General features: G+C 60.2%; 19 protein-coding genes. 10 read left to right on the forward strand and 9 right to left on the reverse strand.

The genetic code is table 11. The features are described from left to right. Positions 1-51: 51 nt before the first annotated feature. Positions 52-3,900: a cyclic di-GMP receptor MorA gene (gene morA / locus U862_RS0101440; protein ID WP_025108769.1), complete on the reverse strand. Its 3,849-nt coding sequence runs from the start codon at positions 3,898-3,900 to the stop codon at positions 52-54. A 286-nt stretch (positions 3,901-4,186) separates the two neighbouring features. On the opposite strand from morA, the gene ettA reads away from it, so the two are divergent. Then, the gene (ettA, locus tag U862_RS0101450) at positions 4,187-5,851 is read left to right on the forward strand and encodes an energy-dependent translational throttle protein EttA (protein WP_025108770.1); all 1,665 of its coding nucleotides are present in this window, start codon (positions 4,187-4,189) and stop codon (positions 5,849-5,851) included. A gap of 347 nt (positions 5,852-6,198) precedes the next feature. Continuing rightward, a complete protein-coding gene (gene gdhA / locus U862_RS0101455) occupies positions 6,199-7,536 on the forward strand; it encodes an NADP-specific glutamate dehydrogenase (protein WP_025108771.1) in 1,338 nt (445 codons plus the stop codon). Here gdhA and U862_RS0101460 read toward each other — a convergent pair. The 4 genes from U862_RS0101460 to U862_RS0101475 form a co-directional block, all read right to left on the reverse strand. Next, positions 7,533-8,027 (reverse strand): GreA/GreB family elongation factor, encoded by a 495-nt coding sequence (locus U862_RS0101460; protein ID WP_025108772.1) that lies wholly within the window; start codon positions 8,025-8,027, stop codon positions 7,533-7,535. The two genes, gdhA and U862_RS0101460, sit on opposite strands and share 4 nt — an antisense overlap. Positions 8,028-8,097: 70 nt before the next feature. Continuing rightward, positions 8,098-8,454 carry a hypothetical protein gene (locus U862_RS0101465; protein ID WP_025108773.1) on the reverse strand — a complete coding sequence of 119 codons (357 nt, stop codon included), beginning with the start codon at positions 8,452-8,454 and terminating at the stop codon, positions 8,098-8,100. Between the two features lie 218 nt (positions 8,455-8,672). Then, positions 8,673-10,526 (reverse strand): DUF4105 domain-containing protein, encoded by a 1,854-nt coding sequence (locus U862_RS0101470; protein WP_025108774.1) that lies wholly within the window; start codon positions 10,524-10,526, stop codon positions 8,673-8,675. A gap of 96 nt (positions 10,527-10,622) precedes the next feature. Beyond that, positions 10,623-11,111, reverse strand: a complete 489-nt coding sequence (locus tag U862_RS0101475) for a DUF3015 domain-containing protein (protein WP_025108775.1) — start codon at positions 11,109-11,111, stop codon at positions 10,623-10,625. A gap of 300 nt (positions 11,112-11,411) precedes the next feature. Between U862_RS0101475 and U862_RS0101480 the strand changes: the two genes are divergently transcribed. Both U862_RS0101480 and U862_RS0101485 read left to right on the forward strand, forming a co-directional pair. Next, positions 11,412-13,850 (forward strand): Lon protease family protein, encoded by a 2,439-nt coding sequence (locus U862_RS0101480; RefSeq protein WP_025108776.1) that lies wholly within the window; start codon positions 11,412-11,414, stop codon positions 13,848-13,850. 245 nt (positions 13,851-14,095) lie between these two features. After that, complete coding sequence (locus tag U862_RS0101485; RefSeq protein WP_007963794.1) at positions 14,096-14,425, forward strand: hypothetical protein; 330 nt, start codon at positions 14,096-14,098, stop codon at positions 14,423-14,425. 6 nt (positions 14,426-14,431) lie between these two features. On the opposite strand, the gene U862_RS0101490 is transcribed toward U862_RS0101485, so the two are convergent. Continuing rightward, positions 14,432-16,264: a hypothetical protein gene (locus tag U862_RS0101490; protein WP_025108777.1), complete on the reverse strand. Its 1,833-nt coding sequence runs from the start codon at positions 16,262-16,264 to the stop codon at positions 14,432-14,434. A gap of 177 nt (positions 16,265-16,441) precedes the next feature. Here U862_RS0101490 and U862_RS0101495 point away from each other — a divergent pair, with 177 nt between their 5' ends. From U862_RS0101495 to U862_RS0101505, 3 genes are all read left to right on the forward strand, one after another. Then, positions 16,442-16,930 carry a TIGR00645 family protein gene (locus U862_RS0101495; protein WP_025108778.1) on the forward strand — a complete coding sequence of 163 codons (489 nt, stop codon included), beginning with the start codon at positions 16,442-16,444 and terminating at the stop codon, positions 16,928-16,930. Positions 16,931-17,065: 135 nt separating this feature from the next. Next, positions 17,066-17,371 carry a DUF6482 family protein gene (locus U862_RS0101500; RefSeq protein WP_025108779.1) on the forward strand — a complete coding sequence of 102 codons (306 nt, stop codon included), beginning with the start codon at positions 17,066-17,068 and terminating at the stop codon, positions 17,369-17,371. Positions 17,372-17,492: 121 nt separating this feature from the next. Next, on the forward strand, positions 17,493-18,110 hold the full coding sequence (locus U862_RS0101505) for an FKBP-type peptidyl-prolyl cis-trans isomerase (protein ID WP_007963802.1): 618 nt from the start codon (positions 17,493-17,495) through the stop codon (positions 18,108-18,110). A 132-nt stretch (positions 18,111-18,242) separates the two neighbouring features. Here U862_RS0101505 and U862_RS0101510 read toward each other — a convergent pair whose 3' ends face one another. The 3 genes from U862_RS0101510 to U862_RS0101520 all read right to left on the reverse strand — a co-directional run bounded on the left by U862_RS0101510 (position 18,243) and on the right by U862_RS0101520 (position 20,199). Next, entirely contained in the window at positions 18,243-18,500 is a 258-nt protein-coding gene (locus tag U862_RS0101510) for a hypothetical protein (RefSeq protein ID WP_025108780.1), read from the reverse strand. Positions 18,501-18,705: 205 nt separating this feature from the next. Further along, positions 18,706-19,047: a zinc ribbon domain-containing protein YjdM gene (locus tag U862_RS0101515; protein WP_025108781.1), complete on the reverse strand. Its 342-nt coding sequence runs from the start codon at positions 19,045-19,047 to the stop codon at positions 18,706-18,708. 183 nt (positions 19,048-19,230) lie between these two features. Further along, on the reverse strand, positions 19,231-20,199 hold the full coding sequence (locus U862_RS0101520) for a polyprenyl synthetase family protein (RefSeq protein ID WP_007963807.1): 969 nt from the start codon (positions 20,197-20,199) through the stop codon (positions 19,231-19,233). Positions 20,200-20,440: 241 nt separating this feature from the next. Here U862_RS0101520 and rplU point away from each other — a divergent pair, with 241 nt between their 5' ends. From rplU to cgtA, 3 genes are all read left to right on the forward strand, one after another. Then, a complete protein-coding gene (gene rplU / locus U862_RS0101525; protein WP_025108782.1) occupies positions 20,441-20,752 on the forward strand; it encodes a 50S ribosomal protein L21 in 312 nt (103 codons plus the stop codon). A 35-nt stretch (positions 20,753-20,787) separates the two neighbouring features. Beyond that, positions 20,788-21,045 (forward strand): 50S ribosomal protein L27, encoded by a 258-nt coding sequence (gene rpmA, locus U862_RS0101530; protein ID WP_003228360.1) that lies wholly within the window; start codon positions 20,788-20,790, stop codon positions 21,043-21,045. A gap of 192 nt (positions 21,046-21,237) precedes the next feature. Then, positions 21,238-22,461 carry an Obg family GTPase CgtA gene (gene cgtA, locus U862_RS0101535; protein ID WP_016773122.1) on the forward strand — a complete coding sequence of 408 codons (1,224 nt, stop codon included), beginning with the start codon at positions 21,238-21,240 and terminating at the stop codon, positions 22,459-22,461. The last annotated feature ends 105 nt before the right edge of the window (positions 22,462-22,566 follow it).

The following is a 22,566-nucleotide window of genomic DNA, read 5'->3' on the forward strand; positions in this document are numbered from 1 at the left end:
CGGTGGGAGCGGGCTTGCTCGCGAAGGCATCATGGGCAGCACCGCAAAAACTCAGTCGAACATGAACAGCGCATCATTGCTGAACTGCGCCTCGAACCGGCTCGCCGGCATCGGCCGGCCGAACAGATAGCCCTGCACCTCATCGCAACCGTGCTCGCGCAGGAAGTCCAGTTGTTCATGGGTTTCCACGCCCTCGGCGATCACCGCCAGGTTCAGGCTGTGGGCCATGGCGATGATCGCGCGTGCGATCTGCGCGTCCTGCTCGCCGGACGGCAGGCCGTCGACGAAGGTGCGGTCGATTTTCAGCACGTCGATCGGGAACTGCTTGAGGTAGTTCAGCGACGAGTAACCGGTGCCGAAGTCATCAACTGCGATGCTCAGGCCAAGGTTCTTCAGCCCGGCGAGAATCTGCATCGCCTCGCTGACTTCGCGCATCAGGATACTTTCGGTCAGTTCCAGCTCCAGGCATGCCGGCGGCAGGCCGGTTTCCTTGAGGATCGTGGCGATGCGCGTACCGAGCTGACCGTCGGAGAACTGCCGCGCCGAAATGTTCACCGACACCTTGGGAACGCGCACCCGGTTCTGATGCCAGGTCTTGAGCTGGCGGCAGGCTTCACTGATCACCCAGTCGCCGACATCCACCACCAGGCCGAGTTCTTCCAGCACCGGAATGAAATCCCCTGGCGGCACCAAACCGCGACGCGGATGACGCCAGCGCAGCAGCGCTTCGGCGCCGGTCAGGCGTTTGCCGTCACCGCTGAATTGCGGCTGGTAGTACAGGACGAATTCGTTCTGCTCCAGCGCGTGGCGCAAGTCGCTTTCGAGCTCCAGACGCTCCAGCGCACTGGCGTTCATATCGGCCTGATAGAACTGGAAGTTGTTCTTGCCACGCTCCTTGGCGTGGTACATCGCGGTGTCGGCGTTCTTCATCAACTGGCTGAGTTCGTTGCCGTCCTGTGGGCTCAGGGCGATGCCGATACTGGCGGTAACGAAGAACTCGCGGCCTTCGAGCACGAACGGTTTGACCAGGCTGGCGAGAATCTGCTCGGCCACATGAATCGCCCGGTTCAGCGCCAGTTCGCGGCTGGAGCGGTGTTGCAGGAGCAGCGTGAACTCGTCGCCGCCCATGCGCGCCACGGTGTCGTCATCGTCGACACAGGCCAGCAGGCGCGTGGCCATGTCCTTGAGCATGCGGTCGCCGGCGGCGTGGCCGAGGGAGTCGTTGATCGGTTTGAAACGGTCCAGATCGAGGAACATCAGTACCACCCACGACTTCTGCCGCTCGGCCGATTGCAGCGCAGTGTGCAGGCGATCCTGGAACAGCGTGCGGTTCGGCAGGTGGGTCAGGGCGTCGTAGTAGGCGAGGCGGTGGATGCGTTGCTCGCTGGCCTTGCGCTCGCTGATGTCGCTGAAGAAGCACACGTAACTGGCCAGATCGCCTTCATCGTCGAGCACCGCGGTGATGCCGACCCACGCCGGGTAGTGCTCGCCGTTGCGCCGCTTGAGCCAGACTTCGCCTTCCCAGGTGCTGTGCTGATGCAGTTGCTTGAGCACGTAGCGCAAGTGCGCGTCCTGTTGCTCGTCGACGGTGAGCATGTTCGGTAACTGGTCGAGGACTTCGCTCACCGCGTAACCGCTGACCCGACTGAACGCCTCGTTGGCCTGGACGATGTAACCGGCCGGGTCGGTGATCAGAATCGCCGAGGTCGAGTGCTCGAAAACCGTGGCGGCCATGCGCAGGTCTTTCTCGGCACGGCGCTGCTGGCTGATATCGCGACCGACACCGAGCACACCTTCGAACGCACCGTGCTCGTCCCACACCAGCACCAGACGCAGCTCGATCGGGATCTTGCGGCCATCGGCGCGCAGGCAGTCGAACAGGAACAGTTGTGTCTGTACCTGACTGCGCAACAAGGCCAGTTGCTCGGGTTTGTCCAGTGCCTTGCTGACCCGGTCCATCAGGGTGTAGATGCCGGATAGCTGCTGCGGGTTGGCGATGGTCGACTGCCAGCCATTCTGGAAAATCCACTCGGCGTCGTAACCCAGCACCGCTTGCACCGAGGGGCTGACGTAGTTCAGCGACAGTTTGCTGTCGGTGGAGAAAATCACGTCGCTGATGCTTTCGGCGAGCATCCGGTAGCGCTGTTCACTGTCGCGCAGCGATTCGCTGGCTTCGATCTGCTCGGTGATGTCCTTGGCCACGCCGATGATCCGCGTGACCTGATCGTGCTTGTCCCGGGCCAGCGCCTGCTCACGGATGTCGAAGCGCCGCCACTTGCCGTCGCGATGGCGGAAGCGCAACTGGCATTGCAGCAACTGGCTGTAACCGGCGTGACGCTGCATCTGCCGCGAGCGGTGGTAATAGTCGGCGTCTTCCGGGTGCAGGAGGATTTCCCAGAAATACTCGCCCATCTGGTGCAGTTCGGTGCGGTTGTAACCGAGGGTCTGGCCCAAGTGGTGGTTGCTGAAAATCATCCGCTGGCTGATCACGTCCTGCACGTACAGATGATCCGGCACGGTACGCACCACGTCCGACCAGAAGCCTTCGCGCTCCAGCAACGACAGCTCGATCAGCTTGCGGCTGGTGATGTCGTTGATGCTGAGGATCACAGCCTTGTAGTCGTGCTGCTCCTGCGGCAGGCGCAGCACCAGCCACAGGTGCTGGTCGCGACCGTTGATGTCTGGCAGCCTGATTTCCAGTTCCAGCTGCTTTTGCTGCTGCAGAACGGCGTCGAGCACCTGGTTGCCGATAGCGCATTGGTGGTGCGGTTGACCGTCGATCAGCAGTTGCCAGGCGTGCTCGCAGGAATTGACGTTGAGCAGTTGCAGCGCCACCTGGTTGACCTCGGTGACGCGCAGCTCTTGCAGCAGTTGCTGGCGCTGGGCCGGTTGGTCGAGCCAGGCCTTGAGCTGGTCGCTGGTCTGGATCTGCGCCTTGTCGAACACCTGCTTGAGGCCGGACAGGTCGAGCACGCACAACGCCACGCCGGTGCCTTCGAAAATATCCTGATAGCGCCGGCGGCCTTCGTGCAACTGACGCTGACGGCGGCGCATGTTGAGCAGGGCGATCACCGGCAGCAACGAGAACGCCAGGCCCAGCAAACATTTGCCGATGAACGCCGGCAGCAGTTCTTCGAGTACGCGCTGGCGGTCGAACAACCCGCGCAACTGCCAGTCGCTGCTGCTCAGGGGCACGGTCAGCACGGTGTTGGCCATGTCGTCCGGGCTCAGCACGCCAGGCCTGGCCGCAGGCAGTGCTTCGTCGCGACTGATGATCTGATGGTTGAGGCGGTTTTCCACCAGCCACAACGGGCGGATGCCGGTCTCGCCCTGTTTGGTCAGTGAGTCGAAGAAGGTCGGGGTCAGGCGCAACGCCCAGTAGCCGCGCGTGTTGCCACTGGCCTGATGCAATAACAGATGCACCACCGAACCGTCGTCGGCGTTGCTGAAGTAATGCGCCTGGGCGCGGCTGCGGCGAACCAGTTCGCTGAGGTAGTCGGCGTCGTGGCTGTCACCGGCACTGTCGCTGATGATTTTCCCGGAGGGGCTGAGCAGGGCCAGGCTGCGCAGGTCCGGCAGCGATTGTTGGAGCTTGCGCAGCAGTGCCTGCTGTTCGTCGGACGACTGTGGCTGTTCGACGATCGGTAGCAGGTTGAGGGCGATTTGCGCATTCAGCGACATGTTCAGGCTGACCTGCGAGGCGAGGTCGGCGGTGTAGTCGATGGTGTACTGGCGCTGGTTTTTCTGGGTTTCGCGCAGTTGATCGAGCAGTTGCCAGAACAGCAGTGCCAGCAACAACAGCACGAGGGTCGCCAGTGCGCCTTTCAATGTTCCGCGCAGGGGCGAGCCGGGCGCCGGTTGGGTGCTGCTCACAGAGGCTGGCGGAGTGACATTGGACAAGCTGTAATCCTGCGGTTTGGCTGGACTGGCGCGACGTGCACTATAAGCCGGACGCCCGAAGGGCGGCTAGCATGCCTTGAGTTGTGGCGAAGTGCCAGCCCCACTCGGCTGGACTGCCACCGGTCATTCAGGTAGCTTTGCCGGTTACGCGGGAGCGTTCCAGCTCCTAGAATCAGACTTTTTTCAGCGCGCACGCATTGATCACCATTAAGTGAACGACGCGCATGGTCTGGCCGGGCATCGCCTGCGCTCCAATCATTCATCTGTCACTGACCCAAGGTTCTCCATGGCTCAATACGTATTCACCATGCATCGGCTGGGCAAAGTTGTTCCGCCGAAGCGGGAAATCCTGAAAAACATTTCGCTGTCGTTCTTCCCCGGCGCCAAGATCGGCGTACTCGGCCTCAACGGTTCGGGTAAGTCCACGCTGCTGAAAATCATGGCCGGCGTCGACACCGAGTTCGAGGGCGAAGCTCGTCCGATGCCGGACCTGAACATCGGTTATCTGCCGCAAGAGCCACAACTTGATCCGACCAAGACCGTGCGTGAAGTGGTCGAGGAAGCAGTCAGCGTGATCAAGGATGCGCAAGCGCGTCTGGACGAGGTCTACGCCGCTTACGCCGACCCGGATGCCGACTTCGACAAGCTGGCTGCCGAACAGGCCAAGCTCGAAGCGATCCTGCAGGCCAGCGATGGTCACAACCTGGAGCGTCAACTGGAAGTCGCGGCCGACGCCCTGCGTCTGCCGGCCTGGGACGCCAAGGTCGAACACCTGTCCGGTGGTGAGAAACGTCGTGTGGCCCTGTGCCGTCTGCTGCTGTCCGCCCCGGACATGCTGCTGCTCGATGAGCCGACCAACCACCTGGATGCCGACTCCGTTGCATGGCTTGAGCACTTCCTGCATGACTTCCCGGGCACTGTGGTCGCGATCACGCACGACCGTTACTTCCTGGACAACGTTGCAGGCTGGATTCTGGAACTCGACCGCGGCGCGGGCATTCCTTATGAAGGCAACTACTCGGGTTGGCTGGAAGCCAAATCCGACCGTCTGGCTGCTGAATCCAAGCAGCAGTCGGCTCACGAAAAAGCCATGAAGGAAGAACTGGAGTGGGTGCGCAAAGGCGCCAAGGCCCGCCAGTCGAAATCCAAGGCACGTCTGCAACGCTTCGAAGAAATGCAGTCGCAGGAATTCCAGAAGCGAAGCGAAACCAACGAGATCTACATCCCGGCCGGTCCTCGCCTGGGCGACAAGGTCATCGAGTTCAAGAACGTCACCAAGGGCTACGGCGATCGCGTGCTGATCGACAACCTGTCGTTCTCCATGCCTAAAGGCGCCATCGTTGGCGTGATCGGTGGTAACGGTGCCGGTAAGTCGACCCTGTTCCGCATGCTGATGGGCAAGGAAACGCCGGATTCGGGCAGCATCGAAGTCGGCGAAACCGTGCAACTGGCCTGCGTTGACCAGAGCCGCGAAGACCTCGACGGCAGCAAGACGGTGTTCCAGCAGATCTCCGACGGTTCGGACCAGATCCGCATTGGCAACTACGAGATTCCGTCGCGTACCTACGTCGGTCGCTTCAACTTCAAGGGCGGCGATCAGCAGAAGTTCGTCAAGGACCTGTCCGGTGGTGAGCGCGGTCGTCTGCACCTGGCGCTGACCTTGAAGGAGGGCGGTAACGTCCTGCTGCTCGACGAACCGTCCAACGACCTCGACGTTGAAACCCTGCGTTCCCTGGAAGAAGCCCTGCTGGACTTCCCGGGCGCTGCCATTGTGATCTCTCACGATCGCTGGTTCCTGGACCGCGTCGCGACTCACATCCTGGCGTACGAAGACGACTCGCAAGCCGTGTTCTTCGAAGGCAACTACACCGAGTACGAAGCCGACCGCAAAAAACGCCTTGGCGAAGCGGCTGCCCAGCCACACCGGGTACGCCACAAGAAACTGGCCTGATTCGGGTTGGTGGCATGAAAAAACGGAGCCTACGGGTTCCGTTTTTTTTTGCGTTTTTTTCAGGAAGGCCGAGGTGCGGCCTTCGCGAGCAAGCCCGCTCCCACATTTGAAATGCTCCCCTGTGTAGGCGTGAGCCTGCTCGCGATAGTGGTGTAACTGTTGGTGCAAGCCTTGGATCTGCACTCCCTGTTCAGGTGCAAAAAATCCCGAAAAAGGGTCGGGATTTATATCCTGTGCACCATTTAATTTCATAACTGCGACATTTTGCGCTGTTCCTGTGCGCAATTCGTTTGTTACAGTCCGGCTCAATCTCTTCCAACGACAATAAATTTGCCGAGACTTTTCCCATGATCGAATCCGTCGAATCCTTCCTCGCCCGGCTGAAAAAACGCGACCCGGATCAACCCGAATTCCACCAGGCCGTCGAAGAAGTTCTGCGCAGCCTTTGGCCGTTTCTCGAAGCCAATCCGCATTACCTGACTTCAGGGATTCTGGAGCGCATCTGCGAGCCGGAGCGGGCGGTGGTGTTCCGCGTGTCGTGGGTCGACGATCAGGGCAAGGTTCAGGTCAATCGCGGGTTCCGCATCCAGATGAACAGCGCCATCGGTCCGTACAAGGGCGGCTTGCGCTTCCATCCTTCGGTGAACCTGGGCGTGCTGAAGTTTCTGGCTTTCGAACAGACCTTCAAAAACTCCCTGACCTCGCTGCCCATGGGTGGCGGCAAGGGTGGCTCGGACTTCGATCCGAAGGGCAAGAGCGACGCCGAAGTCATGCGTTTCTGCCAGGCCTTCATGAGCGAGCTGTACCGGCACATCGGTGCCGACGTCGACGTGCCGGCCGGTGATATCGGTGTCGGTGCGCGGGAGATCGGTTTCCTGTTCGGCCAGTACAAACGCCTGAGCAACCAGTTCACCAGCGTCCTGACCGGCAAGGGCATGACCTATGGCGGCAGCCTGATTCGTCCGGAAGCTACCGGTTTTGGCTGCGTGTATTTCGCTGAAGAAATGCTCAAGCGCCGCGAACAGACCGTCGAAGGCAAGCGTGTGGCGATTTCCGGGTCCGGTAACGTCGCCCAGTACGCGGCGCGCAAGGTCATGGACCTCGGCGGCAAGGTGATTTCGCTGTCCGACTCCGAAGGCACGCTGTACTGCGAGTCTGGCCTGAGCGAAGAGCAATGGCTGGCGTTGCTGGAGTTGAAGAACGTCAAGCGTGGACGCATCAGCGAGTTGGCCGCGGCGTTCGGTCTGGAGTTCCGCGCCGGGCAGTTGCCGTGGTCGCTGCCGTGCGACATCGCGCTGCCATGCGCCACTCAGAACGAACTCGACGCCGACGCCGCGCGCACCCTGCTGCGCAACGGTTGCGTGTGCGTCGCCGAAGGCGCGAACATGCCAACCACGCTGGAGGCTGTGGATATCTTCATCGACGCTGGCATTCTGTTCGCCCCGGGCAAGGCATCGAATGCCGGCGGGGTGGCGGTGAGCGGTCTGGAGATGTCGCAGAACGCCATGCGCCTGCTGTGGACGGCGGGGGAGGTGGACAGCAAGCTGCACGCGATCATGCAGTCGATCCACCACGCCTGCGTGCATTACGGCGAAGAGAACGGGCGGATCAACTACGTCAAAGGTGCGAACATCGCCGGCTTCGTCAAAGTGGCCGATGCGATGCTCGCTCAGGGTGTGGTCTAGGCCGGTTCGATGCGAATCACTTCTATCACCTGATCGCCGGCGGGGCGTTGCCACAACACTTCGTCATTGAGCCGGGCCCCCAGCAGCGCCCGGCCCAGCGGCGAGCCCCAGTTGATCAGGCCTTGGCTGGCGTCGGCCTGATCTTCGCCGACCAGTTGCACCCGACGCTCGGTGCTGTGTTCGTCGGCGTAGGTCACCCAGCTGCCGATCTGCACCTTGTCGGTGGATGACGCTGGCGCGGCGACCTGTGCGCTACTGAGGCGCTGATTGAAATAGCGCAGATCCCGTTCCAGATCTGCCAGCCGTTGCTTGTCGGCCTGTTCGCCGTTGGCCGACTGTTCGGCGTGCAGGCTTTGCAGTTCGGCGACCTTCGCCTGCAGCTGAGCCAATCCTTGCGGTGTGACGTAATTGGGCTGCGCGCTGACCTGCCGTTCGACGGGCTGATCGGCTTGCGCAGCGGCGTTGTCTTCGTTGACGAAAGCGCGGCTCATGGTGTCCTCCTGTTATAGGAATTGGTCCATGGTCGCCGACGTTTGGTTTCACTGGATGTCTGGAAGCGACCTATTGCGAGCGATAAGCCCGCCCGGCGTCCTGATCTTTCTGCTGCTGCCAGGCGCGCTCGCGTTCGTCCCAGTGTTCGTTGCGATACGCTTCACGATCCTTGTTCTCCAGCATCGCCTGACACTGGCGGAAGCCGTCGGTCCAGCCTTCGGCGTATTGCTTGTCCTTGAGATAGCGCGGCACGTTCTTGCGAAACTCGCCACTGATCGAGCCGGCAGCCTGTCGTCCGCTGATGCAGCCATCGTCAAAACCGTCGGCGAAGGCCGGTGGATAACCTTTGGCGATCAAGTCTTCGTGGGTGGTCTGGCAACCCCCGAGAAACAGCAAAACACCCAACAGCCCCGCACACCGCCACATCGCACTCTCCCGCGCCGACTCTCGGCTGATAGGGAAAGTCTAGAAGCGGATTCGTCGGGCGTTGGTGAAAGACATGTGAGTAATTCGTTGAACACCGAAGACCCCTGTGGGAGCGGGCTTGCTCGCGAAAGCGGTGTGTCAGGCAACATTTGAATCGCCTGACACGACGCCTTCGCGAGCAAGCCCGCTCCCACAAGGGTTACTGATTGGGCTTCAGATCAGTAGTGATACCACTTCACTTCGAGCATTACCTCGGTTTCCGGGGTCGCCACATGACTGAATTCACGCTGCGCACTCAGGCGCAAACCCAGATTGCGCGACAACGCCCATTGCTGGTTCAGGCTCAGGCTGCGGCGCACTTCGCCGTTGGTGAAGTAATCGCCCTTGGCCTCGACGCTGAGATTGCCCAGCGGGTTTTTCCACAGCACGCCGGTGTTGAAACCACCGGCCGGCGCGACGAACCCGGCGAAGTCATTGTTGTGCTCGATGCGCACGGTGCCGAGGGCAAAGCCGAGCGTGTCTTCGCCCAGTTGCCAGGTGCCGCCACCGCCACCGTTGACGTGGCTGACCAGGGTTTCGTCATCGTGCTTGCCCGGCACGCGCTCAAGACCACCGGTGACTTGCCATGACAGTGGCTGCAGCAACTCATTGCGTGGGGTCAGCGAGCGGATGGTCGCCAGGTCCAGTTGCTGGAACTGCCACTGGTTGCCTTCGTACTGACGCAGCTTCATCTGCAGGATTTCAATCTGTGCGCCGAGGGGGAAACTTTCGGCGTTGTCGTTGAGGTCGTGATAGGCCATGCGCAAGCCGTACTCGCCAAAGGCGCGATCGCCCCGGGTGCCGACGCCGGCCTGCCAGGTGCGCGATTCGTGGCCGTCTTCCGGCAGGCCCGGTTGGGGAATCTGCAACTCCGGTGCCGGGTTCTTGTTGATCGCCCGCAGCAGTTCGAAGCTGCGCTGCGCCCGTTGCGCATCACGTTCCTGACCGTTGGCGCGGTAGCGCTCCAGGCGATACGCGGCATCGATGATCAGCGCTTGGCGATCCCGAGGCAGGGCCTTGAAGGTCGGCTCCTGCAGCACCTGCTGATCGGCGCTGACCTTCAGCACCCATTGCTGTTCGTCGCCGCTCAACGGCTCGGCGCGGCTGAGCAGTTCACGCTCGCGGGACGGGCGGTATTCGATACTTTCCACCAGCCCGGCTTCTTTCACCGCTTTGACCGTGTCGGTGGGAATGGCGGTCAGCGGGAATTGCTCGGTCAGGCGCAGGCTCGGGCGCGCCACTTGCAGCAGTTCAAGCAGGCGATACGAACAGTTTTCGTCGAAGAAGAAATAGTCGAACTGGATCTGCTTCAACTCCCATACATGCTCGACCATGCGCGCGGTTTCTGCTTGCGTCAGGTTCAGCCGGTATTCCCACAGGTCGCGGTTCTCCAGGCTGCGGTACTCGGAGAGCTTTTCCTGATACGGCACCAGCGCGAACAGCCCCGGGTAGCCGCCCATCAAGCCTTTCCAGGCGTAAAGGATGCTGTTGTCGGAGCCTTCGATGTAGGCGCCGAAGTTGATCGCGTAGCTGAGCAGCGAGGTCTTGTCGGCCTGCACGTCAGCCTGATCGATACGCAGCAGGGTGTGGCCGAACATCGACGACGGGCTGTTGAGGTAAGCCGCCGGGAAGATCATCACCGCGCTGTGCGGCGAGACGTCCTTGAACCATTTGTTGAATTCGGCGCAATCGGGCGTCGGCAGATCACTGAGGTTGAGCTGAGCTTTCAGCCAGCGCGTGCGCGCCGGATAGACGCATTGTGCGTGTCGTTCGCCGAGGCTGGCCGGGGCGTACAGCGCTTGCACGGTGGCGGCCAGTTCATGGTCGGGGTGTTCATTGCCGTCGGGGGCGAGGAAGAACTTCTTGTCGCTGACATAGCTGCGCCAGCCACCGAGCTTGGCGGTTTCGTAGTGGCCGAGGGAAATCCAGAAGCGATCGTTGGCCAGTTGCTGCAAACGTTGAGGGTCGACGTGAGGCGCGGCGGACAGCGGGGCGCAGACACAGAGCGCCAGCCAGGCAAGGCGTTTGAGCATAGTCGGCAACTTGAACAGGACAGAAATAAAGACCCAGGGAGGGACGGGCCGAAAAAATAAAACCCGCTTCCCGAAAGAAGCGGGCGGGGGTCGAGCTTAAGCCTGAGTCGCGTACTTGGCCAGACGAGGATCTGCTTTCAGTACAGCCAGGGTGTTGGTATGCACGTCTTCGGCGGTCACGTCAGCCTTGCTGAAGATCTGCTGGAAGTGCTCGTGAGTGACGGCAGCGAAATGCGCACGGTCTTCCGGCGCCACGCCCAGTACCACGGCATAAGTCGTCAGCGCTTCGCCGTTGCCTTTTGCCATGTCTTCGGACAGCTCGTTCATCATGCCATTCATGGCGAACCAGGATTTACCGCCGTAAGTCAGCGACGCGTTGGTCGAGCAACCGTTGGTGCCGGAAGTCATACCGAACGTGGCGTTACCGGAAGTGCCGTTGGTGGTGGATGCCAGGAAGTGTGCCGGGGTGCCACGCTGACCTTCGAACAGCATGTTGCCCCAACCGCAATCCGGACCGCCTGGCGCTTGAGCCATGGCATTGAGGGAAACAACGGTGAAGAGAGTACCGAGAAGAATCCGTTTCATAGCTTTGTTCTCTTTGTGTGCATACCAATGGACAGGGTTCTGGCCCCCAAGTGCTGCCTAGACAGACCCTTTCGAAGCCAGTGGGCCGGTTATTAGTTCCAGCCGCGCAGTTTGGAGTTTAGGCACGTTCCCGTGGTTCCGTGATTTTTTGCTGATTATTCGTTGAGACTCCCGGTTTCACGGGGGCGGCCGTGCGACAGGGCGCTTGTCTATGCTTTGTCGCATGGCGCGCCTTGCCAGTGGGGCACGGGCAGCGCCAGAATGCCGCTATCTGCCCCGCCTGATTGTTAAGGAAGCCCGATGCCTGATCCTGTTGCTGCCAGCTTGCGTCTTGCGCCCGAAGCGCTGACCCGTCCGTTTTCCGCTGAACAGTTCAGCTTCACTACCACCAATGATCTGGAGCCCTTTCGCGGTGTGCTTGGCCAGGAACGTGCGGTCGAAGCCTTGCAGTTCGGTGTGGCCATGCCACGCCCCGGTTACAACGTCTTTGTCATGGGCGAACCCGGCACCGGTCGCTTCTCGTTCGTCAAACGCTATCTGAAGGCCGAAGGCAAACGCCTGCAGACCCCGGCGGACTGGGTCTACGTCAACAACTTCGATGAACCGCGCGAACCCCGCGCACTGGAACTGCCTTCGGGCACGGCCGGCGCGTTCATCGGCGACATCAACGGCTTGATCGACAACCTGCTGGCGACTTTCCCGGCGGTGTTCGAGCACCCGTCCTACCAGCAGAAAAAAAGCGCCATCGACCGCGCCTTCAACCAGCGCTACGACAAGGCACTGGACGTCATCGAACGTCTGGCGCTGGAAAAAGACGTCGCCCTGTACCGCGACAGCAGCAACATCGCCTTTACCCCGATGCTCGAAGGCAAGGCGCTGGATGAAGCCGAGTTTTCGCAATTGCCTGAAGCCGAACGCGAGCGTTTTCACGAGGACATTTCCGGTCTCGAAGAACGGCTGAACGAAGAACTCGCCAGCCTGCCGCAGTGGAAGCGCGAGTCGAACAATCAGTTGCGTCAACTCAACGAAGAAACCATCACCCTGGCCTTGCAGCCGCTGCTGTCGCCGCTGTCCGAGAAGTACGCGGAGAACGCCGCCGTCTGCGGTTACCTGCAAGCGATGCAGGTGTACCTGCTGAAAACCGTGGTCGAGCAACTGGTCGACGACAGCAAGACCGACGCCGTAGCGCGCAAGCTGCTGGAAGAGCAATACGCGCCGAGCCTGGTGGTCGGTCATCCGGCCAGCGGTGGCGCGCCGGTGGTGTTCGAGCCGCACCCGACCTACGAAAACCTGTTCGGCCGCATCGAATACACCACCGATCAGGGTGCGCTCTACACGACCTATCGCCAGTTGCGCCCGGGTGCGCTGCATCGCGCCAACGGCGGGTTCCTGATTCTTGAAGCGGAAAAAATGCTCAGCGAACCGTTCGTGTGGGACGCGCTGAAGCGCGCCCTGCAATCGCGCAAGCTGAAAATGGAATCGCCGCTGGGCGAGATGGGCCGTTTCGCCACGGTGACCCTCAACCCGCAGCACATTCCGCTGCAGGTCAAAGTGGTGATCATCGGTGCGCGGCAGTTGTATTACACGCTGCAGGACCTGGATCCGGACTTCCAGGAAATGTTCCGGGTGCTGGTCGACTTCGACGAAGACATTCCGATGGTCGACGAAAGCCTGGAGCAGTTCGCCCAGCTGCTGAAGACTCGCACTTCGGAAGAAGGCATGGCGCCGCTGACCGCCGATGCGGTGGCGCGCCTGGCGACCTACAGCGCACGGCTGGCCGAGCATCAGGGGCGTTTGTCGGCGCGTATCGGTGATTTGTTCCAACTGGTCAGCGAAGCGGATTTCATCCGGCATCTGGCCGGCGATGATATGACCGACGCCGGGCACATCGAACGCGCGCTGAAAGCCAAGGCCACTCGCACTGGCCGTGTATCGGCGCGGATTCTCGACGACATGCTCGCCGGGATCATCCTGATCGACACCGACGGCGCAGCGGTCGGCAAGTGCAACGGCCTGACCGTACTCGAAGTCGGTGATTCGGCGTTCGGTGTACCGGCGCGGATTTCCGCCACGGTGTACCCGGGCGGCAGCGGCATCGTCGACATCGAGCGTGAGGTCAACCTCGGTCAGCCAATCCACTCCAAGGGCGTGATGATCCTCACCGGGTATCTGGGCAGCCGATACGCCCAGGAATTCCCGCTGGCGATTTCCGCGAGCATCGCGCTGGAGCAATCCTACGGTTACGTCGATGGCGACAGTGCTTCGCTGGGCGAGGCCTGCACGCTGATTTCGGCGCTGTCGAAAACTCCGCTCAAGCAGTGCTTCGCGATTACGGGTTCGATCAACCAGTTCGGTGAAGTGCAGGCGGTCGGCGGGGTCAACGAGAAGATCGAAGGCTTCTTCCGCCTCTGTGAAGCACGCGGGCTGACCGGCGAGCAAGGTGCGATCATTCCGCAGGCCAACGTCGCCACGCTGATGCTCGACGAGAAGGTGCTGGCGGCGGTGCGTGCCGGGCAGTTCCACGTGTACGCAGTGCGTCAGGCCGATGAAGCGCTGAGCCTGTTGGTGGGCGAGCCGGCCGGTGAGCCGGACGCCGAAGGCCAGTTCCCGGAGGGCAGCGTAAACGCGCGGGTGGTCGAGCGCCTGCGGGTGATTGCCGAAATGATCAGCGAAGAAGACCTCAAAGAGGCCGAGAAGGAAGCAGCCCAGGAAGCCTTGGCCGAAGCCAAACCGGCCTGAGCTCAAATGCACTAAAAACTGTGGGAGGGGCAAGCCCCCTCCCACAATGTTTGTGAGCCACCATGCCAATTCGCCACAACCTTGGCGCCAATATTCACACAGTGACCATTCGGCGCCTTCTGGTTCTATCCGGCTTGCGCGGCAGACTTTTCTTCTATTCTCAGCTCAAGGACATCGACAGTATCACTGGATCGAAACAGCCTTCGCGTGAAGGCTGAATACAGGCTTTACCGAGGGTCGCCGCCATGTCGCGCAACCTCTGCCTCACCCGTCAATGCCTGGGTCTTGTGACCCGCATCGAATGCGCCATCAAGCCGTTGGCCGGCGATAACGGCATGTGGACCTTGCTCTTCGCCGCCGGCATGGCCGGTGAACAACCTTCCGCCATCAAGGCCCAAGGCCCGTTTCACGGGCCGGTCGCCGCCGAGTCCATTCTGGACACCATTGTTGAAAGCCTGACGATGCACGGCTATGAACTGGCCGACGACCCGCAGATCTGGAGCCTGCACCTGCAGGCACAACTGCGCCAGATCAACGGTGGGCGTGGGCGTACGGTCGGCGTGTTCGACCATTAGGCGTGATCACGGCGCCGTGTCGGTCTGCTGCGCCTTGTCGAGCTTGACCTCAAAGCCGTATTGCACGGTATTGAGGTCGGTTCGCTGATAGGTCTCCACGTGCGTTGGACGGCCATAGAAGTAATGCACGCCGAACAGCGCCGGGCCTTCTGCACTCGCGTCGTGGCTGACCGAGAGAATCTGTTTCAGGTAGTTGCCACTGTCGTCCTTGACGAAGAATCGCCAGGCGTTGGCCGGGAACAGTTTCAGGTCCACAACAAGCGTGTTGTTCTTGATCTCCAGGCCTTTGGGCAGTGACTTGGCGTCGTAGGTTTTCTTGTCCACGGTGGCGAGAAACAACGGCATCGAGCCCACGGCTATCGCCGGGGTTTCCGGGAACAGATTCAAATCGTAAGTGATGGTCGCCTGCAGTGGATCGACCTGATACGCCTCGGGCGGCAGTTCGATCGGCTCATCGAGTTTGCCACTGCGTTTTTCGGTGAAAAACGTCACCGGGCTGTCGCCGGGGCTGAAGTCATCGCCGAGCAATTCATCGTTGAAGGTGCGTCGGTGGGAGAACTCGATACGCGCAGCGCTGGGCTCCTCCACGGATTGATGGATGCGGATGCCGGCCTTCAGCTCTTCTTCAGTGAGGCTCGCACCCTTGAGCCAGTTCGGTGCCAGATCGTCATAGACCACCACCGCCGGGTCCAGCGGCTGGATGGCTCTGTCCGTGGTGTGCTGACTGAAGGTGCGCACTGGCAGATCCAGCGCCTTGCGGGTCACGGTCGCCGAGGAGAAGTCGAGCACGCTGACTTCCAGGGTATCGATAGGGCCGCTGAAATAGACCTTGTTGTACCGGCGCGGATGCTGCTGCTCGAAGGCGTGCTGATCGTCCTCCAGCTGTTTTTCCAGGGTGTCGCTCCAGGTTTTCTGCTGTTGCAGATACGCCAGTTGTTTTTCATAGAAGGTCACTTGTGCCGGGCTCTCGTTGATCGAACCGGCACGCACCAGGTATTGCCCGGTGGTGTCACGGGCCTGAACGATCAGCGGGTTGAGCTGAGCCCCCTCGACCTCGGGGGCCAATGGCTGATTATTGCTGAATTCGACTTCGGCGTAGTTCTTTGCAAGCTTCAGCAGGGTGACGCTGAGGTTGTCATCGGTGCGGGTCTGGCCGACGTCCTTCTGACTCAGGTCGAAGCTGACCAGGCGGCGCGGCGCGATGACTTCAACTTTGCCTTGCAGGCTCAGCGGTTGCGGCTGGCTCTTCCTGTCCACGTCCAGGCCCTCGATGAATGGGTAGGTCACGGTCAGGTCATCGGGGTTGTTGACGTTGGAGCTGGATGGGCTCAACTGGATGCCTGGATCGGTTTCCGACCACTCCGGTTGATAGGCAATCACGCGTTTGTTGCTCAGCGTCACCGACTGCCATTCCACGCCATGGGGAAACAGAAAGCCACCGGGAATATTGAGATTGAAGGGGAACACCGGTTGCAGGTCGGTGAGGTAGTCGGAACTGGCGTCCTTGTGCAGTACGAACAGGCCGTTGATGAAGGTGTCGACCAGCGCCTGTGGGGAAGGGTAGTGCTTGAGGATGCCGAGGGTGTCTTCGCCGTAGATGGTTTTCAGCGGTGTGCTGTCGAGTTTGAGCTGTGCGCGTTCGAGCAGCAGCAGCGAACCGCCGAGCTCTGTCACGGCATCCTTGAGTTTCGGATCGGTGATGGCGTCCAGTGAATGTTCGAACGTCGCTGTCTTGGCTTCGAGGCTGACCGCAGGCTTTTTCTCTTCGCCGGGAGAGCAGCCACCCAGCATCAGAACGAGGCAAATTCCGGCAGTCGTCAACGGCAATCGCACATCCATTTCCAGTCGTCCTGTCCACTTTCGCTAGGCGGTCAATGGTTTGGACAGTAGCAGAAAAAAAATCACATACACACACACACAGGTTGCGGTGATTGGAGGTGCAGGCCGGGCGGTTTCTGGCTGTCACAGGTGACTGTTATACTCGCCCCCGATTACAACCCCCTTGTGTGAGATTCAATGGAACGCTTTTTCGAAAACGCAATGTACGCCTCGCGCTGGCTGTTGGCGCCGATCTACTTCGGCCTGTCCCTCGGGTTGCTGGCGCTGGCACTGAAATTTTTCCAGGAAGTCTTCCACGTCATCCCCAACGTGTTCTCGATGGCCGAATCGGACCTGATTCTGGTGCTGCTGTCGCTGATCGACATGGCGCTGGTCGGTGGCCTGCTGGTGATGGTGATGATTTCCGGCTACGAAAACTTCGTCTCGCAGCTGGACATCGACGACAGCAAGGAAAAGCTCAACTGGCTGGGCACCATGGACTCTTCGTCGCTGAAGATGAAAGTGGCGGCCTCGATCGTGGCAATTTCCTCGATCCACCTGCTGCGGATTTTCATGGACGCCAAAAACGTCGATCCCGAACACCTGATGTGGTACGTGATCATCCACATGACCTTCGTGATCTCGGCGTTCGCCATGGGTTACCTGGACAAGGTCACCAAGCACTGATCAACGATTGATCGCTGCAAAAATACCGCCCGTCTGTTGTGAAACAGACGGGCGGTGTCGTTTGTGGCTTGTGCTTTGGTGCGCGCGGGCATATCCCTGTAAAGGTCTTGGCTCGCCACCGCACGAGGTGCGTTCATGAACCTGCAAGAGTTGAATGCGTTTGCCATCGCCAGAAAGGTCGATGAGCTGAACCTGATCTCCATGGAGGGCGGGATTTATCTGCTCGAGGCGCGAATGCATGGGGCGGCGTATCCGCTGAGTGATCTCAAGGGCGAGATGCTGAAGTTGCGTTCGGTGGAGCATGCGCGGGATGTGCTGCATAACTTTCCGGTGCTGCCGTTCAACCTCGTCCACACCTCGGTACACGATGAAATGTGCGGTCTGGGCGGCAGCGTTGATGAAAGCCTGAAAGTGCCGCTTGCCTGGCGCTCGGCCCTGTAGGCCTTGCGCCCCATCACCGGGCATCTGTGCTAGTCTGCTCGCCCTTTTGGTTCCGGGCGCGCCGGGACGCGCTGTGCACGCACGGCAAGTCCTGTGGCCGTCCGCACAGCGGAGCAGTGTCATGTCCGAAGTAAATCTGTCCACCGACGAAACCCGCGTCAGCTACGGCATCGGCCGTCAGCTGGGTGACCAGTTGCGCGACAACCCGCCACCGGGCGTTAGCCTGGACGCCATCCTGGCCGGCCTGACCGACGCGTTCGCCGGTAAGGAAAGCCGTGTGGGTCAGGAAGAGATGTCCGCCAGCTTCAAAGTGATCCGCGAGATCATGCAAGCCGAAGCCGCTGCCAAAGCTGAAGCCGCTGCAGGCGAAGGCCGTGCTTTCCTGGCTGAAAACGCCAAGAAAGAAGGCATTACCACCCTGGCTTCCGGTCTGCAATTCGAGGTGCTGACCCAAGGCGAAGGCGCCAAGCCATCCCGTGAAGACACCGTGCGTACTCACTACCACGGCATGCTGATCGACGGCACTGTATTCGACAGCTCCTACGATCGTGGCCAGCCAGCAGAATTCCCGGTTGGCGGCGTGATCGCCGGCTGGACCGAGGCCCTGCAACTGATGAATGCCGGCAGCAAATGGCGCCTGTACGTGCCGAGCGAGCTGGCTTACGGCGCTCAAGGCGTTGGCAGCATCCCGCCGCACAGCGTTCTGGTATTCGACGTCGAGCTGCTGGACGTTCTGTAATCCCGGGCCTGCCTTGATGGCGGGCTAATGCAGGCGTGAGCCTGCTCGCGATGGCGTGTTGTCAGTCGACTGCTCAGCTGGCTGACACACTGCTCTCATGAGCAGGCTCACTCCTACAGTTTTTACCGTATTTCATACTTCGATCTTGTGATGCAGCTCACTGGTCGGGCGCAACGCCCGGGCATAGCAGAACAGGAACAGATTGCGCACCAGCTCCTTGAGCACCAGCGGTTCGCTGGAATTCAGGCTGCTGACGTCCAGATCGCCTTGATCCTGCAACTCATGCAGGGCTTCTTCTTCCAGTACCGCACAGACCTCTCCGGTTTCCCGATGCAGGATTCTGAGGTACGGGTGTGGGCGATCCAGCCAGGCGTCGATCAAATAAGTCATGGGTATCTTCTCCTTGAAAGGTTTCAATGAGAATAATTCTTATTCGTAAAATAGCAAGTGCCTATTGGCGGATTGCGATTTTTTACGGGTAAAGATTGCGTAAGGTCAAAACGGCTGGCTTCTGGCTATTACGCGTATATGCGGGGGCAAAGCGAGGAGGGCGAAACACCATCCCGCGCCGGGCACGGGATGGCTGACAGCAGGATCAGACTTTTCTGACGAACTCGGACTTGAGCTTCATCGGGCCGATGCCGTCGATCTTGCAGTCGATGTCGTGGTCGCCATCGCACAGGCGGATGTTCTTGACCTTGGTGCCGACCTTGACCACCAGCGAGGTGCCCTTGACCTTCAGGTCCTTGATCACGGTGATGGTGTCGCCATCCTGCAGGACGTTGCCGACCGAATCTTTCTTCACGGCATCATCTGACGCCACTTCGGCTTCGCCGCTGGCCGACCATTCGTGGGCGCATTCAGGGCAGATCAGTTGGGCGCCGTCTTCGTAGGTGTATTCGGAATTGCATTTCGGGCAGGGTGGCAACGTGCTCACTAAGACTCCTTGAGGGATGTGGTTCGCTAAAAGTCGCACATTGTATAAGGTTTTTGCGGCGGGAGGGCGTATCGCAGAAACAACTGTGGGAGCGGGCTTGCTCGCGAAGGCGGTGTGTCAGTCAACAGTGATGTTGAATGACAGGTTGCTTTCGCGAGCAAGCCTGCTCCCACAGAAGGCGGATCAGTGCGTGCGGGCGACCGCAAACTCGCTCAGTTCCACCAGTGCATCGCGGTATTCGCTGGCCGGCAGCGCGTCGAGGCACTTGATCGCACGGGCCACGTAATCGCGGGCCAGTTGTGCGGTGTACTCCAGCGAACCCGAAGCTTCCACGGCGATGCGGATGCTTTCGAGGTCTTCGATCCCGCCTTTCTGGATCGCCTGGCGCACCAGAGCAGCCTGTTCAGGGGTGCCTTCGCGCATGGTGTAGATCAGCGGCAGGGTCGGCTTGCCTTCGGCCAGATCGTCACCGACGTTCTTGCCCAGGGTTTCGGCGTCGCCCTTGTAGTCGAGCAGGTCGTCGACCAGTTGGAACGCGACGCCCAGGTGGTCACCGAAAGTACGCAGGGCTTCGCTCTGCTCGGCGGTGGCACCGGCCAGCGCCGCAGCGCTGTGGGTCGAGGCTTCGAAGAGCATCGCGGTCTTGCCGCGGATGACCTCCATGTAGGTTTCTTCGGTGGTGCTGGCGTCGCGCACCTTGGACAGTTGCAACACTTCGCCTTCGGCGATGATGCGCGTGGCCTGGGACAGGATCTTCATCACCGGCATCGAACCCAGTTCGACCATCATTTCGAACGAGCGCGAGTACAGGAAGTCGCCGACCAGTACGCTTGGGGCGTTGCCCCACATGGCGTTGGCGGTCGAACGGCCGCGGCGCATGCCGGACATGTCGACCACATCGTCATGCAGCAGGGTCGCGGTGTGCAGGAACTCGATGGTGGCAGCCAGCAGACGCAGGTCGTCGCCTTCGCGGCCCAGCGCCTTGCCACACAGCAGCACCAATAAAGGACGCAGGCGTTTGCCACCGGCCGAGGTGATGTAATCGCCGATTTTCGATACCAGCGGCACTCGGGAAGTCAGCTGCTTCTTGATGATGCCGTCGACGGCGCTAAAATCGTCCGCCACCGCGCGGTAGAAAGCTTGGGGTTGCATCAGCGACAGTTGCTCCAGAAGGGTTGCGCGGCATGCTAGGACCCCCACCCGGGCCTGTCAAGGCGCGATGGACGGCCACTTGCATGGCTGCGGCAGCTTGCGTACAATCGCGCACCCTGAACTTCCTGGGCAGCACCTGCCTTACGCAATTGCACTTGGGCCGTTCCAGCCCCATGCAGCCATGCCAGCCAATACCTCTTCTTATAAAGAGCTGGGTGAGCAGGATTATCGGAGAAATACCATGTACGCAGTAATCGTTACCGGCGGTAAGCAATACAAGGTCGCTGAAGGTGAATACCTGAAGATCGAAAAACTGGAAGTCGCTACTGGCGAATCCGTGACTTTTGACCGCGTTCTGCTGGTCGCCAATGGCGACGACGTGAACATCGGCGCACCTGTTGTTGCTGGCGCAACCGTCAAGGCTGAAGTGATCTTCCAAGGTCGTCACGATAAAGTCCGCATCATCAAGTTCCGTCGCCGTAAGCACCACATGAAGCGTATGGGCCACCGCCAGTGGTTCACCGAGATCAAAATCACCGGTATTCAGGCTTAATTACAGCCTAATTCCTCACTAGGAGAATTGAACTCATGGCACACAAAAAAGCTGGTGGTAGTACCCGTAACGGTCGCGACTCAGAAGCCAAACGCCTTGGCGTGAAGATGTATGGCGGCCAGGTCATCAAGGCCGGCAACATCATCGTGCGTCAGCGCGGCACCCAATTCCACGCTGGCTACGGCGTTGGCATGGGTAAAGATCACACCCTCTTCGCGAAAATCGAAGGCGTGATCAAGTTTGAAGTAAAAGGCGCCTTCGGTCGTCGTTACGTGAGCGTTGTCGCGGCTTAATCGCGAGATCGCTGGAAGAGCCCTGTCTTGCGACGGGGCTTTTTCGTTTGTGGGGTGAGTCTCTTGCAAAACTGTTTGTATGGGCTGTCGGCGTGCGATGCAGGTCGTGTTTGGGGTCGCTGCGCTCATTTTTGCAAGAGTCTTATGTCTTGATTGTTTTTCGGCTCGTCCGTATGGCGAGAGGCGTTGGTTATGAAGTTTGTTGATGAAGTATCGATTCGCGTAAAGGCTGGTGACGGCGGCAATGGCGCCATGAGTTTCCGTCGGGAAAAATTCATCGAGAACGGTGGTCCGAACGGCGGTGATGGCGGTGACGGCGGTTCCATCTACATGATGGCTGACGAAAACCTCAACACCCTGGTCGACTACCGTTACACCCGGCACTTCGATGCCGAGCGTGGCTCCAACGGTGGCAGTACCGACTGCACCGGCAAGAAGGGTGAAGATCTGATTTTGCGTGTGCCGGTCGGTACCACGGTGATCGACTCTGCGACTCAGGAAGTGATCGGCGACCTGACCAAGGCCGGCCAAAAACTGATGGTGGTACAGGGCGGTTGGCACGGTCTGGGCAACACTCGCTTCAAATCCAGTACCAACCGTGCACCGCGTCAGACCACGCCGGGCAAGCCGGGTGAGCAGCGCGACCTGAAACTGGAAATGAAAGTGCTGGCTGACGTCGGTCTGTTGGGTTTGCCGAACGCCGGTAAAAGTACCTTTATTCGTTCGGTGTCGGCGGCCAAGCCGAAAGTTGCCGACTACCCGTTCACCACGCTGGTGCCGAACCTGGGTGTGGTCAGCGTCGATCGCTGGAAAAGCTTCGTCATCGCCGACATTCCGGGTCTGATCGAAGGCGCTTCTGATGGTGCTGGCCTGGGTATTCGCTTCCTCAAGCACTTGGCGCGTACGCGTCTGCTGCTGCACCTTGTCGACATGGCGCCGCTGGATGACAGCAGTGCGCCAGACGCTGCAGAAGTGATCGTCAACGAGCTGATCAAGTTCAGCCCGTCCCTGGCTGAGCGTGATCGCTGGCTGGTGCTGAACAAGTGCGACCAGATCCTTGAGGAAGAGCACGATGCTCGCGTCAAGGAGATCGTTGATCGCCTGGAGTGGACTGGCCCGGTCTACGTGATTTCGGCGATCGCCAAGATCGGTACCGAGCGTCTGTGTCACGACATCATGCGTTACATGGAAGACCGTGCTGATCGTCTGGCGGCAGATCCTGCCTACAAAGAAGAGCTGGCCGATCTCGATCAGCGCATCGAAGACGAAGCCCGTGCGCAGTTGCAGGCGCTGGATGACAAGCGTGCGCTGCGTCGCAGTGGCGTGAAGTCGGTCCATGACATCGGCGATGATGACTGGGACGAAGAAGATGTGGATGATGAAGACGGTCCGGAAATCATTTACGTGCGCGACTGATTCGTTGCAGTAAACTTAAGCGCCGCTCAATCGAGCGGCGTTTTGGTATCTGGAAATCGATCGTTGGTCACCAATAGCCACGATTAACGTCACGGGCAGCGCTGG

Origin of the sequence: Pseudomonas sp. H1h (assembly GCF_000633255.1) — a bacterium.
Taxonomy (GTDB): domain Bacteria; phylum Pseudomonadota; class Gammaproteobacteria; order Pseudomonadales; family Pseudomonadaceae; genus Aquipseudomonas.